Source organism: Nostoc sp. (genome assembly GCF_036918245.1).
Lineage (GTDB): Bacteria > Cyanobacteriota > Cyanobacteriia > Cyanobacteriales > Nostocaceae > Nostoc.
Window position 1 is genome coordinate 1 of the sequence record NZ_JBALEF010000097.1, and the last position, 13,680, is coordinate 13,680.

General features: G+C 43.4%; 13 protein-coding genes. 9 read left to right on the forward strand and 4 right to left on the reverse strand.

What is annotated here, in order from left to right; all coding sequences use genetic code 11:
• On the forward strand, window positions 1–281 hold a 281-nt coding region (locus tag V7L12_RS27965), incomplete at its 5' end, for a hypothetical protein (RefSeq protein ID WP_442947926.1).
• Window positions 282–317: 36 nt separating this feature from the next.
• Here the strand turns inward: V7L12_RS27965 and V7L12_RS27970 are convergent.
• On the reverse strand, window positions 318–1,232 hold the full coding sequence (locus V7L12_RS27970) for an AraC family transcriptional regulator (protein ID WP_335089346.1): 915 nt from the start codon (window positions 1,230–1,232) through the stop codon (window positions 318–320).
• Between the two features lie 171 nt (window positions 1,233–1,403).
• Between V7L12_RS27970 and V7L12_RS27975 the strand changes: the two genes are divergently transcribed.
• Together V7L12_RS27975 and V7L12_RS27980 are read left to right on the forward strand one after the other, a co-directional pair.
• Window positions 1,404–2,174, forward strand: coding sequence for an SDR family oxidoreductase (locus V7L12_RS27975; protein ID WP_442947927.1), 771 nt, complete (start codon window positions 1,404–1,406; stop codon window positions 2,172–2,174).
• A 62-nt stretch (window positions 2,175–2,236) separates the two neighbouring features.
• Window positions 2,237–3,235 (forward strand): aldo/keto reductase, encoded by a 999-nt coding sequence (locus tag V7L12_RS27980; protein ID WP_335089348.1) that lies wholly within the window; start codon window positions 2,237–2,239, stop codon window positions 3,233–3,235.
• Between the two features lie 95 nt (window positions 3,236–3,330).
• On the opposite strand, the gene V7L12_RS27985 is transcribed toward V7L12_RS27980, so the two are convergent.
• The 3 genes from V7L12_RS27985 to V7L12_RS27995 all read right to left on the reverse strand — a co-directional run bounded on the left by V7L12_RS27985 (window position 3,331) and on the right by V7L12_RS27995 (window position 7,148).
• Window positions 3,331–3,969 (reverse strand): PadR family transcriptional regulator, encoded by a 639-nt coding sequence (locus V7L12_RS27985; protein WP_335089350.1) that lies wholly within the window; start codon window positions 3,967–3,969, stop codon window positions 3,331–3,333.
• Window positions 3,970–5,164: 1,195 nt separating this feature from the next.
• Complete coding sequence (gene tsaE / locus V7L12_RS27990; protein WP_335089352.1) at window positions 5,165–5,620, reverse strand: tRNA (adenosine(37)-N6)-threonylcarbamoyltransferase complex ATPase subunit type 1 TsaE; 456 nt, start codon at window positions 5,618–5,620, stop codon at window positions 5,165–5,167.
• Window positions 5,621–5,759: 139 nt separating this feature from the next.
• Window positions 5,760–7,148, reverse strand: a complete 1,389-nt coding sequence (locus V7L12_RS27995) for a gluconeogenesis factor YvcK family protein (RefSeq protein ID WP_335089353.1) — start codon at window positions 7,146–7,148, stop codon at window positions 5,760–5,762.
• Between the two features lie 174 nt (window positions 7,149–7,322).
• On the opposite strand from V7L12_RS27995, the gene ruvC reads away from it, so the two are divergent.
• The 6 genes from ruvC (at window position 7,323) to V7L12_RS28025 (ending at window position 13,543) form a co-directional block, all read left to right on the forward strand.
• A complete protein-coding gene (gene ruvC / locus V7L12_RS28000) occupies window positions 7,323–7,814 on the forward strand; it encodes a crossover junction endodeoxyribonuclease RuvC (RefSeq protein WP_335089355.1) in 492 nt (163 codons plus the stop codon).
• Between the two features lie 61 nt (window positions 7,815–7,875).
• A complete protein-coding gene (locus V7L12_RS28005; protein WP_335089357.1) occupies window positions 7,876–8,013 on the forward strand; it encodes a hypothetical protein in 138 nt (45 codons plus the stop codon).
• Between the two features lie 236 nt (window positions 8,014–8,249).
• Window positions 8,250–8,783 (forward strand): translation initiation factor IF-3, encoded by a 534-nt coding sequence (gene infC, locus V7L12_RS28010; protein WP_104908867.1) that lies wholly within the window; start codon window positions 8,250–8,252, stop codon window positions 8,781–8,783.
• A 284-nt stretch (window positions 8,784–9,067) separates the two neighbouring features.
• Window positions 9,068–12,073: an MFS transporter gene (locus tag V7L12_RS28015; RefSeq protein ID WP_335089359.1), complete on the forward strand. Its 3,006-nt coding sequence runs from the start codon at window positions 9,068–9,070 to the stop codon at window positions 12,071–12,073.
• A 168-nt stretch (window positions 12,074–12,241) separates the two neighbouring features.
• Window positions 12,242–12,919: a potassium channel family protein gene (locus V7L12_RS28020; RefSeq protein ID WP_335089360.1), complete on the forward strand. Its 678-nt coding sequence runs from the start codon at window positions 12,242–12,244 to the stop codon at window positions 12,917–12,919.
• A 69-nt stretch (window positions 12,920–12,988) separates the two neighbouring features.
• Window positions 12,989–13,543: a DUF3124 domain-containing protein gene (locus V7L12_RS28025; protein WP_335089361.1), complete on the forward strand. Its 555-nt coding sequence runs from the start codon at window positions 12,989–12,991 to the stop codon at window positions 13,541–13,543.
• The last annotated feature ends 137 nt before the right edge of the window (window positions 13,544–13,680 follow it).

Genomic DNA, 13,680 nt, shown 5'->3' on the forward strand with positions numbered 1-13,680 from the left:
TCATTAATGAGGATCAAAGACTCATTAAAGGAGTTCAAAGCCTCATTAATGAGGATCAAAGACTCATTAAAGGAGTTCAAAGCCTCATTAATGAGGATCAAAGACTCATTAAAGGAGTTCAAAGCCTCATTAATGAGTATCAAAGACTCATTAAAGGAGTTCAAAGCCTCATTAATGAGGATCAAAGACTCATTAAAGGAGTTCTAAACCTCATTAATGAGTATCAAAGACTCATTAAAGGAGTTCTAAACCTCATTAATGAGGATCAAAGACTTAATTAATTAGGATTTACGCACAGGTAATGAAAAACTTCCCCCTCATCCCCCATCCCCAAAAACGCCACTTTTTAACCGAGCCATATCACGCAGTGGTGGTGCGCCGAACAACCGACTGTATTCACGGCTGAACTGTGAGGGGCTTTCATAACCTACGTAATGACTAGCTGTTGCCGCATCCATACCTTGCCCCAGCATCAGGTGACGGGCTTGTTGAAGCCTAAGCTGTTTTTGATATTGCAAAGGACTCATGGTGGTGACTGACTTGAAGTGATGATGCAGGGACGAGGGACTCATGCACGCTTCACGAGCGATCGTATCGAGCCGAAATGGTTTTTCGTAGTTCCATTTAAGCCAGTTTATCGCTCTGCTAATTGCTTGGAGTTGTTTATCGACTAAAGCAATCTGTCGCAATCTAGCACTGTGTTCGCCTGATAACAAACGGTAGAGAATTTCTCGAACAATCAAAGGTGCGAGGATGGGAATATCTTCAGGTGTTTCCAACAACCGTACAAGTCTGATTGCTGCATTAAGCAGTTGGGGGCTAACAGGATTAATAGACAAGCCCGGTTTTAGTGGTTGGTTAGCGGGAGCGTCTAGTTTTGCCTCCATCATCAGTGTGCTGAGTTCTCCCGGATCTAAATCGAGCCGCAGGCCCAGATACGGAACGGTTGGCGTTGCTTCAATCACCTGACCGACGACAGGCAGATCGATGGATACCACCAAATATTGGTCTTGACCATAAACATACAGATTATCTGCCAACATTACCTGTTTCTTGCCCTGAGCGACAATGCACAGGGAAGGCTCATGCAGGGCATGAACAGGCGCAGTTGGTTGTGAGGAGCATAACAAGAACAACCGCTCGATCGCTGTGGGATGGACACCATCTCCATTACTGTTCTGTGCAATCAGAGCGGCTAGCTCGGACTGCTGCTTTCTAACAGTCTGTTCCATAATGTCGTTTAAAATCCTTATGAAACTAACATTCAGGGCAGCCGCAATCTCTTCAGCCGCTTCGGTCAGCTGATCTTTTTATGATAAACAATAAAGGAAAATGCAGGATTAGGCAAGAATTCCGCAGGATCAGATTACCGCATCAAGCTTTGACTCTCTTAGATTAAAAGTGTGCTAGAGATTACAACGACTTGGAGATACGGTTTTATGACTACCAACGAAAACACTGGTAAAGAACAGAAAGTCGTACTGATTACAGGTGCAAGCAGTGGTATCGGTGAGGCGACAGCACGTCTACTCGCTCGTAAGGGCATCCACGTCATTTTGGGCGCACGACGCACGGAGCGACTAGAAACCCTCGTGGCTACAATCCGCTCTGAGGGAGGCTCGGCGGAGTATCAGACCCTTGATGTTACTGATCGCGCCAACTTCCAAGCCTTTGTAGAATTTGCTCTGAGCAAATTTGGCCGCATTGATGCGATCGTCAACAATGCAGGCGTTATGCCGCTCTCGAAGCTAGAAGCGCTGAAGGTTGATGAATGGGACTGGATGATTGACGTGAATATTCGTGGCGTACTCAATGGCATCGCTGCTGGGCTACCGCTAATGAAACGCCAGGGATTTGGCCAGTTCGTTAACCTGTCCTCCATCGGCGGACACGCTGTCTGGCCAACCTGTGCCGTTTACTCAGCCACTAAGTTCGCGGTGTTGGCAATTTCAGAAGGGCTGCGTCAGGAAAATACTGACATTCGCGTTACAGTTATTTCGCCAGGCGTAACGGAGTCAGAACTGGCCGATAGCATTACTGACGCCGAAGCTGGCAAAGGAATGCAGGAATTCCGTAAGATTGCCCTTCCGGCTGAAGCGATCGCCTTTGGAATCGAGCAACCGGATGACGTTGATGTGAATGAGATTATTGTGCGCCCCACAGCCAGCGTATAGTTACGCAAAGATGCAGAGAATTTTCAACCTCACCTCGCAGTAAAACAACACAGAAGCGATATATGACTACCCAAAATCAAATTCAACCTCGCCAACTTGGTTCTAAAGGTCTAACTGTTTTCCCCCTAGCTCTCGGATGTATGGGTATGTCTGGTGTGTACGGTGCAGCAGACGAAAACGAAAGCATTGCAACTATCCAGGCAGCTCTTGACCACGGGATGACATTATTGGATACTGGCGATTTTTATGCCAGTGGACACAATGAGATGTTAATTGGTCGGGCAATCAAGGAGCGTCGAGACAAAGCCTTGGTTTCGGTGAAATTCGGCGCTTTACGTACTCCCGATGGCGGATTGATTGGTATAGATACCCGTCCCGCTTCGGTGAAAAACTTTGTAGCTTATAGCCTTACCCGATTAGGAGTAGACCACATTGACATCTACCGTCCGGCTCGATTAGACCCGCAAGTTCCCATTGAAGACACCATCGGCGCGATCGCCGAGCTAGTCAAGGCTGGCTACGTCCGATATATCGGGTTATCGGAGGTGGGAGCGGACACTATCCGCCGCGCCCACGCTATTCACCCCATCAGTGACCTACAAATCGAGTACTCCCTGATTAGCCGTAGTCCTGAGAGCGAGATTTTTCCTGTACTGGAAGAACTTGGTATTGGCGTGACTGCTTATGGTGTACTTTCACGAGGACTGTTAAGTGGCTCCACTCCAGCCACACAGGGAGACTTCCGTGCCTACTTACCACGCTTCAGTAAAGAAAACCTTGCTCAGAATCAACGCCTGATCGAAGAACTAAAGCAAATTGCCGCCGAAAAAGGAGTTCTTCCTTCGCAGTTGGCTATTGCTTGGGTACTTGCAAAAGGCAGAAATATTGTGCCGGTCATCGGCGCACGCAAGCGCACCCAACTTTCCGAATCGTTGGCGGCTTTGGATGTGAACCTATCCCCAGAGGACTTAACCCGCATTGAAGCAGCAATTCCCGCATCTGCGATCGCAGGCACTCGTTATGATGAACATCAAATGCAAATGCTGGACAGCGAACGCTAATGCGATCAACAGCGTAAGCAAAGTACTAGAGGATTTGTAGTAAGCAGTTTAGTGCTTAGAAAATAAGGACTAAAGTCCTTACTATGAGCCTCTACTTATTTTTCAGCCAGAATCGCGTAAATTTCTCGTTTAACTTGCTCTAAAAGCTCCCGCACCCGATTTATCCGCTCCATATTGCCACTACGAGCAACCTGCACCACCGCAGCAGCTAACTCTGTGGCGGCATTCCGCAACTCAATAAACTCTTGGGGCTTACCTGTAACAAAACTTTTGAAGGTATCCCAAGGAGTGTCTGAAGGTTCTTGTTGGGCACGTTCTGCCAATAATTGTTTACCCTCATCCGTAATCGTATAAATCCGCTTGCCCCCTTCCTGTGCGCTCTTGAGATAACCGCCTTCTTCCAGCAATTGGAGTGTTGGATACACTGAGCCAGGACTGAGGCGACGGAAACCACCATAGCGAGTTTCCATCTCTTTAATCAGGTCGTAACCATGACTAGGATGCTCGGATAACAATTCCAGCAAAATGAACTTGATGTCACCCCGACGAGTCCGATATTCATCTCCCCAACCACGACCAAACATTTCATTGCCAAAGTGTTTCTCATGATGTCTACCATGATGCTTGTCATGATGGTTGCCATGTCCAAACCAAGACTTGACAAGCAATGAATCCTCTTCGCTAACTCCTGCCCATGCAGGTGCGCCAAAACGTGACCGAAAATGTCTAAACATAAGTGAATCTCAAATCAACTTTCTTTAATATACGATATATCGGAATATATCGCGATATATCGGAATAGAATTTTGATGAAGATTTGTAACGAAAGCAACTTTGGCTAGCTAAGAGTCTACCCAATACTTCTGGCTTTGTGCATTTTTAATTCGGAATCGGGTTTTGGGAAAAGGGTACTGGGTTTGGGTTAAAGGTTTTCCCCTTCCCCTTTTCCCCTTAACCGAGAAGTATTGAGAGTCTACCCATTGCAAAAATGCTTAATCTACGATGTTTAATCGTAGATTAAGCATTTTTGCTCAACTCTGAAGTAATAGGTGTAGCAAAGAGTTCAGTCCACAGACAAAACCCTGTATTTTTACATGGTTTGGTTTTTTCGTGCCAACTTACTTACTACATCTTGTATTTCTAGATAAAATATGTAGAAATACGAGATATTTTAGTTAATATTTTCTTGAGATTGGTGCTAATTACAGATGTGAATATAAGAATTTATTGCTAATTAAAATTATTAAAACTAATTTTGTAAATTTATAAAATAGTTTATTTTTTTGTATAGATTGTGAACTTAATTTGGGAACACTAAGTGTAAGAAAAGTTAAAATTATACAGAAAATGATGATTACTTAACTTTTTTTACTAACATTCGCTGCTAAATAATCTAGATTCCTTCTTTGAACCACAGTAAGGGAACTAATCGGGTTAAATCGAAGCTGACTAAGTTCTCTCAAAACTCTCATTGAACCCAACAACAGTTTATTTACACTTGCTTGATTCGTATACCAACCATCTAAATCAGTTTTTAACTGCTTATTACAGCGATAAAACTAGTAGATGCCTATATCCCGTTTAGTTAAAAATCACTTTAGGTTCAATACTATTCGGATAATATAAACCGCCTGGATTTAAGGGAGTGAAGGAAAAAATAGTCTCCCTTTTAAAGAAAGCCAGTGTGTTGCCAACTTTCCTAAATTTATAGGGACGGGTGTCAGCAAAGCTGACCACCAGTTTTCTATTGAAGAAAAGCTGATTAAATATTTTTGTTTTGGTTGAGATAACAATGTTAGTAACTGACAGTGGCGAACGTGGTAGTGGCAGATAGGACCAGTGTAAAGTTCTCTCTCGATTATTTGCAGGAATTTTTGAGTGTTGCGGTCAAAAAAGTGAAATCCCTCGTACTTTAGTCGGGAGATGAGCTTAAATTGCGGCAATGACTTTGCTAATGGCACAATTGAATGGTGTAAGTTCGACTTGACGAGTGCCTTCATGTCCATAAGTCAAACTCACGCTCAGATAACTATCTGGCTTGTAGGGCAATCGTTCCGCCCATTCAACTGCCACTATTCCTGGTATGATTTCAACACCTTCCCAGTAACTTTCTAAATTTAGGGTTGCAACTTCTTGCGGTTCTAAGCGATATAAATCCAGATGGTAAAGGGGAAAGCGCCCTTCCGTGTACTCATTAATCAGCGTGAAAGTGGGACTGACAATGGGTTCAGCAATTCCTAAACCTTTACCAATGCCTTGAACTAAAGTAGTTTTACCAGCGCCTAAATCACCTTCTAGTAAAATTACACTGCCAGGTATCAGGGATTCACCAAGAGTAATACCTAAGCGCAGCGTCGCTTCTGTATCTGCAAGAAAAATTTTCATGATTGAGGTATTGGGCATTACTGATTAGTCTAAAAAAATGACAAATGACAAATGACAAATTTTCACCTTCCTTAATTTTGAATTTTGTTAACGCAGCGTTAGCGAGTCCGTGTTCGCTTTTAGCGTCTCGTAGAGAGCGTCATTTTGAATTTTGAATTCCCCGAAGGGACTGACCTCTACCGTACCACCGCAATAATACTTGTGCTAGTTTCTGCGGATTGTGACGTACAAAACCTGTTTCGTCTTCATACAAAACATTAGCTGGAACAATCCGTCGCCCTAGTTGAGTTACGGCTTCTCTATCGAGGAAAACGGGATGGGAGTTTTGTTGGGCGTAGCGGATAAGTGATTGCTCCGAAGGGGATTTTTTATGTATTAATACAGCATCAAATAGCCGTCTTTGTCCACAAGCAGCATCAATTGCTCTGATGTGATCGGCAACAGTGTAGCCTTCAGTTTCTCCTGGTTGAGTCATTATATTGCAGATATAAATACGAGGGGCATCTGTTTGAGCGATCGCATCGGCAATTTCTGGTACTAATAAATTAGGAATTAGGCTTGTATAAAGGCTACCTGGGCCAATAATGATGTAATCAGCTTCTTTAATTGCCTTAATAGCTGCTGGTACCGCCGGAGGATTAGCTGGAATGCAGCCAATTTTGACAATTTTACCGCCAGCTTTAGGAATGCTAGACTCCCCATCAATTCGACGACCATCGGCTAATTCTGCCCAGAGGCGAACATCACTGAGAGTTGCTGGTAGTACTTGTCCTCGCACCGCTAGAACTTTAGAACTGGCTGCAACTGCTTGTTCTAAATCTCCAGTAATATCACTCATTGCCGTTAAAAACAAATTGCCAAAACTGTGACCAGTTAACCCATCTCCAGCCCGAAAACGGTATTGAAACAATTCTGTTAATAACTTTTCTTCATCTGCTAGTGCAGCCAAACAATTGCGAATATCCCCTGGTGGTAGCACTCCAAATTCTTGACGCAAACGCCCAGAAGATCCACCATCATCGGCGACAGTGACAATTGCAGTAATATTAGCGCTGTAGGTTTTCAGTCCCCTCAACAACGTAGAAAGTCCTGTACCACCACCAATTACCACTATTTTTGGGCCTCGGTACAATCGACGATGAGCCAGCAAGACATCAATGAGTTCCTCTCCGCCTTCTGCTCTTAGTACCTTAGTAATTGAGCCTACCGTGCGAGTTTGCCCCCAAAGCACTAACAGCAAGCCACCAAGTATCACCAAAGGCCCACTGATATAGTTGGGTAAGAGGTTGGTGATGACTCCCAAGAAACCTCTAACCAACTCAATCATCCAAAAAATTGGGGTCAGCTTAATCCAAATGGCTAACCCCAAACTTGCCAGCAGTACACCCCCAACACTAATCAACAACCAACGTTTTACTGATAGTCCAGGGGATAACCATTTGAACCACTGGTTGACCCGATAAGAAGTACGAGAGCGCGACTGCTTTTGCAGGGCGTTGAGGGCTTGTTTGAGAAAACCAATTGACATACCTGATTTGGAGCAGTGCTACAAACAATAATTAACAGAAAATTTACACCGCTTGGTTTAAAACACCAGGCGTGAAACTATTATATTTATCAATCCTATTAGACTAAGAGCAAGTCGTGAACATTGCCAGTATTTCTAGTTAAACAATACCCTGGCTTGGTAAAAGTGAATTTAATGGAAAAACGAATTTTAGGATTAGATCCAGGACTGGCAATTTTAGGATTTGGGGCAATTAGCTACACACAAAATCTCAAAAAGGCGCAAGAGACTACAGTAAATATGCTGGATTTTGGAGTAATTAAAACGTCAGCAGATGTAGAAATGGGACAGCGCTTATGTACCTTATTTGATGATTTACACACCCTGATGGAGGAATTTCAACCAGATTTAGTGGCGATCGAAAAACTATTCTTCTATCGTATGTCAAGTACTATCCTGGTTGCACAGGCGCGGGGTATAGTCATTTTAGTGTTGGGCCAGCGTCGTCTTCCTTATGTAGAGTTTACTCCGGCTCAAATTAAACAAGCTTTAACAGGCTATGGCAATGCTGATAAGTCAGAAGTGCAAGAAGCGGTGGCGCGGGAGTTGGATTTAGATGAAATTCCTAAGCCGGATGATGCTGCGGATGCTTTGGCGGTGGCTTTAACGGCTTCTTATCAGCTGTAGGTTTGTAAAACGAGAATAAAGTACAAAAATAGTTCATCAAAGATTTGGGTTTGGGGACATAATGCTTTCTCTAAAAGCCCACGAACCATCACCGATACTGGACTCTTTTTCACAAAACGCTCAAGGGCTAGTCCTGATGATGTTGCTCAATGCGATCACCTACGGTGGGCGGTTACGCCATCGCAAAAAGTCTTGCTAAATAATTGTAATAATATTTAATATGAGTCTAGGTTGTGTAATTTAGATTAACTATTGCAGAGAAATTCTCTCAGACTGAGTAAAATGACAAATACAACGAGGCAACTATTTTATAGATTAGTTACCCTAGAACTGGAGACTATGTTTTCAGTCCTGAGTTACTTCTGTATTTTGCCTCTGAGGCATACCAATTTAGACCACACCAAATCCTTCATTTAAGATCTCCCACAAATCATAATGGCTGTGATTGAGAAGAAAAGAACTCGCGATCTGCCCCAAATTAACGAACGAATTCGCTTCCCGAAAATTCGGGTCATTGACACTGACGGTGCCCAACTGGGAATTATGCCCCCACAGGAAGCACTACAACTAGCAGAAGAAAAAGAGCTAGATTTGGTGCTAATCAGCGATAAAGCTGACCCGCCGGTTTGTCGGATTATGGACTACGGGAAATACAAGTTTGAACAGGAAAAAAAGGCGCGGGAAGCCCGGAAAAAGCAGCACACGGCTGATGTCAAAGAAGTTAAGATGCGCTACAAAATAGAAGAACACGATTACAACGTACGTGTTAAGCAAGCAGAGCGCTTTTTGAAAGATGGCGATAAAGTCAAAGCGACTGTGATGTTCCGGGGTCGAGAAATTCAACACAGCGACTTAGCAGAAGATTTGCTCAAGCGAATGGCAACGGATTTGGAGCCTTTTGGTGAGCTTCAACAAGCGCCTAAAAAAGAAGGACGAAACATGATGATGCTCATCTCGCCTAAAAAATAATTCTCTAACTGTTTAATAGACCAAGTTTGAAAATCCCCTGGCTATAAGTCAGGGGATTTTTTCCTTTTTTGATTGGGTGCATATCTCTGTGCCCAAAGCTCTAAGGTCGTTTAAATTTATCTAAAATCGATAGTCCTGAAGGCTGAATGGGAAACATAGTACTCAGTTGCTCAGGACTTTTGCTATTTCCAGGGGATGAGAAAACAGAGGGGCAGGGGAGCAGGGGAGAAATAACTAATGCCCAATGCCCAATGCGCGGTGATACTACCAGAAAATAAAACTGCATGGAACTGAAAAATCACTGGTTGGCTGCAAATAAAGTTGCTTTACCACGACTACTACAGTGGGTGAATCTCCGACCAGAGGAGAGCGAACGAACCCAGATAATGTTTCTTTTTTACACAATTGTATGTGTAGGATTGCGGTGGGCAGAAGACAGTACGGTGGCGCTGTTTTTGGATGAATATGGGACTCATCTACTGCCGTGGATGTATATTGCTAGTGCGGCAATGAGTGCCGGACTGGTTTTTTTATACTCTTGGCTGCAAAAGATTTTTCCCTTACGTCGGGTAATTGTGGCGATCGCACCTTGCATGTTGATGCCATTAGTTTTATTAGTTGTATTACGTTGGGGATATCATTTTTCCTACCTGGCAGTTATTTCGGCATTTCTGCTGCGGCTGTGGGTAGATGCACTTTATGTAGTCAATGACCTCAACACTTCCATCGTCGCCAACCAAATATTTAATATTCGGGAGATTAAACGGACTTACCCACTGGTGAGTAGTGGTCTTTTGGTAGCAGATGTGATCAGTGGCTTTAGTTTGCCTTGGCTAGTGCAATACACCACGCTGAATAAGATCATCCTCATCGCCTGTATAGTGATTTTACTAGGATCGGGGATTCTATTCTATTTAACTCATCATTATCGAGCAGCTTTTCCTGAAACCCCACAAAGACTAGTTCCTGAACAACAAGCTTCACGAGAACGTTTCATTAAAAGTCCGCTGAAGCGTTACGTCTGCCAGTTATTTGCTTTTGTGGGTTTGTTGCAAGTCATTGGCTTGTTAATAGATTTTCAGTATCTGCGCGAACTCCAATCCAATTTGAGCGACCGAGAACTTGCGAGCTTTTTGGGTCTTTTTGGTGGGATGTTGGGACTGTGTGAGTTGTTGTTGCAGTGGTTTATTTCCAGCCGACTCATCGAACGAATGGGGGTATTTTTCACTGCCACGCTTTTACCAATCACCGTCGGCTTTTCACTACCAGGAGTGCTGGTATTGCTGCATTTAATTCCAGCCATGCAATCGCAAAGCTTTTTCTGGGGTTTGATAATTGTCAAATTCTGTGATGAACTTCTGCGCTACACCTTTGTCATGAGTAGCGGCCCCATTCTCTACCAACCGATTCCAGAGGCAATTCGCAGCCGGATGCAGACTTTATCTGGTGGAACTGCCGAAGCGATCGCTACAGGTTTGACAGGAGCGCTAATTTTTGTGACTATCTTGTTTTGTGGGCGGTTTGTACCCGAACCACTACAAAAATGGGTGTTGGTTGCAGAAACAATGCTGATAACTGGCACTTGTTTAACAGTAGTTTGGGAATTGCGATCGCGCTATGTGGAACTGTTAGTCTTGAGTGTGGCGCGGGGTCACTTGAGTGCAACCAATGTCGGCTTACGATTTTTCAAACAGGGTGTAGTCAAAGCTTTAGCAGAAAAAGGCAGTGAAGCTGATAAACGCTCTTGCATTGAACTTTTAGCCCAAATTGATTCCCAAGGAGCGGCGGAAGTTTTAGCACCGCTACTAGTGAAGTTAACCCCAGATTTGCAGCGCCAAAGTTTGGAAGTGATGCTGATGGGAGGTGTAAATCCGGTTTATTTAGCCGCCATTCGTCCTTTGTTAGAACAATCCCAAGAAACTAACCCCGAAGTTTTTGCCTTAGCGCTGCGCTACGTTTGGCTGGCTGAACCAAATCCTAATTTAAGCCTCTTAGAAGGATATTTACACCCCCGCCAAAACTCACTCATCCGCGCCACCGCCGCCGCTTTAGTCTTACGCCAGGGAACGCCCATGCAAAAGGTAGCAGCTACCCAAACCATGCGCCGGATGCTGACTCATAAGCAAGAACGAGAACGGGTGAATGGAGTTAGAGCGCTTAGAGAAGCAGTTTATTTGCAGGCGTTGCGGATTCACATCCCGAATTTATTACAAGATGAGTCGTTACGGGTGCGCTGTGCCGTATTAGAAATGATTGCAGCCACCCATTTAGAAGAGTACTATTCGGCACTGATTGCAGCACTTTATTACAAATCAACCCGCAGTACAGCCATGTCAGCCCTAGTGCGACTAGAAAATGAAGCTTTAGAAATGCTGTTGCGGTTAGCTATCAATATTTACAAACCAGAAGTAGTGCGGATGTATGCTTGGCGTACCATTGCTCAAGTCGGCACCCAGCAAGCATTGGAGATTTTATGGGAAAACTTGGAAACATCCTGGGGTACTACTAGGGATCATATTCTTCGCAGCTTACTAAAAATACACAAACAACCAGGACTTAAAGGTTTAGTAGATCGATTTTATGAAAGTCGGGTAGAAAATTTAATTAAGCAGGAATTAAAGTTTTTAGGTGAAATTTACGCCGCATATATTGACTTCCAAACATTAGACCAAAAAGAAAATCATCAATTCAATCAGAGGATTGTGATTGTCTCTGAATTACTGCAACGCGCCCTTATAGAATTAGAATTGGATGTGAAAGAGCGGCTGCTACTATTATTGAAACTGCTTTACTCGCCAGAAAAGATGCAGGCAGCATCCTTCAATCTGCGATCGCTCTCAGTGGTAAACTTAGCGCGGGGGTTAGAAATCTTAGAGCATACCGTAACTTTGTCTTCAAAGTCTTTATTACTGAATATTTTAGATAACCGACCACAGGCAGAAAAATTACAATATCTTGTCGAAGCCAAGATCGTAGAATATGAGAATATGATAGTTAGCGATCGCCTCCACAGATTGCTGATGTTAGGTAATTTCCTTTCTGACTGGTGTCTAGCTTGCTGTTTTCATTATGCTCAAGTGACTCGCATCCGACTGACCAGTTCTGAGATATTAGTGAGTTTGCGTCATCCAACCGGTTTTGTCAGAGAAGCTGCGATCGCATATTTAAATATGGTTTCATATCGCGTTCTCCTGCAAATCCTCCCCCAGTTACAAAAAGATCCACATCCTTTGGTGTCCGCTCAAGTTAAAGAGTTACTCAAAAAATACCAATTCAAAAATTACAATTAAAAAAACCTCCGCTCCAATAATTTTGTGATTTCCATTGCTGCTAAAGGATTTCAAATAAAAAAGCATCCAATAGCTGTGAAAGCAGGGGAAGCAGAATTAATGCCCAATGCCCAATGCCCATTTGTTAACCTGTAAACTGAAGTAAAAATTCAAAGAATATCAGGAATCATGTACGTACTCATCGGTGGAGCAGGCTTAGTGGGCTTAAGTTTAGCGCAAAAGCTGGTAGAACTGGGACATACTGTTGCCGTAATTGACATTGATCCTATCGCTTGCCGCTACGCCCGCGAACAAGTAGGAGCAATGGCTTTTGAAGGCAGTGCTGTGAGTACAGAAGTCTTGCTAGAAGCTGGGATTCGCAAAGCCGGTTCCTTGGCAGCAGTTCTCAGAAATGATGCTTTAAACTTAGCAATGGTAACTCTTGCTAGACACTACGGTGTAACCCATATTTTAAGTCGGATGCGCCACCCCGACTTTGCCGAACCACTGCGGATAGCTGGAGCTAACCACGTTATCAGTACTGTTGAACTATCAGTTTCAACAATGGTGAACGCCATTGAGTATCCCCAAGTAGAATCAATGATGCATTTTGAGCAGGGACAGATTGAGGTTCTGAAACTTTCCATCCCCAACAATTGCTATGTTGCTGGTCGTAGCGTTGCCGAAATTGCTCAGGATTCGCAATTCCCTTCTGGTTCGCTAATTATTGGCTATCAATCCCATCCCCACGAAGATTTGATGATTCCTAACGGCAGTACAATACTGGAACCTCATTCAACTGTGCTGATTGTGACAAAACCAGGATCTTTACATCAAGTCATTGATTTTATTGAACAAAGATGTTGAGCGCAGTTCCTACCTAACTGTTTATTAGGTAGGGTTAGCTACACATATAAGAAAAATTGGTGAGTTTTGATGAAGCTGTATAGATATATTTATTTAGCGATCGCTGTTATTATTCTTGCATCTTGTGAATCAACACCTAAGTCACAACCCGATGCCATTCCAGCAACTCCATTGCAAAAAACAGTGATGCTGGATAATAATTTTAAGATAGCAAGCAGTCAAACTCTTTATGTTCCGGTCTACTCTCATATCTATCATCACAATCGCCAAGAGATTTTTGAGTTAGCAGTTACGCTTAGTATTCGGAATACAGATTTGACCAATCCGATTATTATTACTTCCGTGCGCTACTATAACTCAGAAGGGAAACTAGTTAAGCAGTATTTGGAGCGCCCTATACAACTTGATGCCCTAGCTTCCACAGATTTTTTTATCAATAGAAATGATAGCAGTGGAGGTTTAGGCGCAAACTTCATTGTCGAGTGGGTAGCCCAAACCGAAATATCCGAACCGATAGTGGAAGCAGTCATGATTGGCACTGACTTTCAACAAGGAATTTCTTTTATCAGTCCTGGTAGAGTAATTAAAAGTCAAAATAACGATAAGCGATCGCCTTTAAAATAATTCATAATGACGCTCTCTACAAGACGCTAAAAGCGTAGCTTGCAACTCTTGCAGAGTACGCGGACTCACTACCGCTACTACGCTAACGTAATTCGTAATTCGTAATTCGTAATTAAGTTAATTCCTCGTTCCTATGC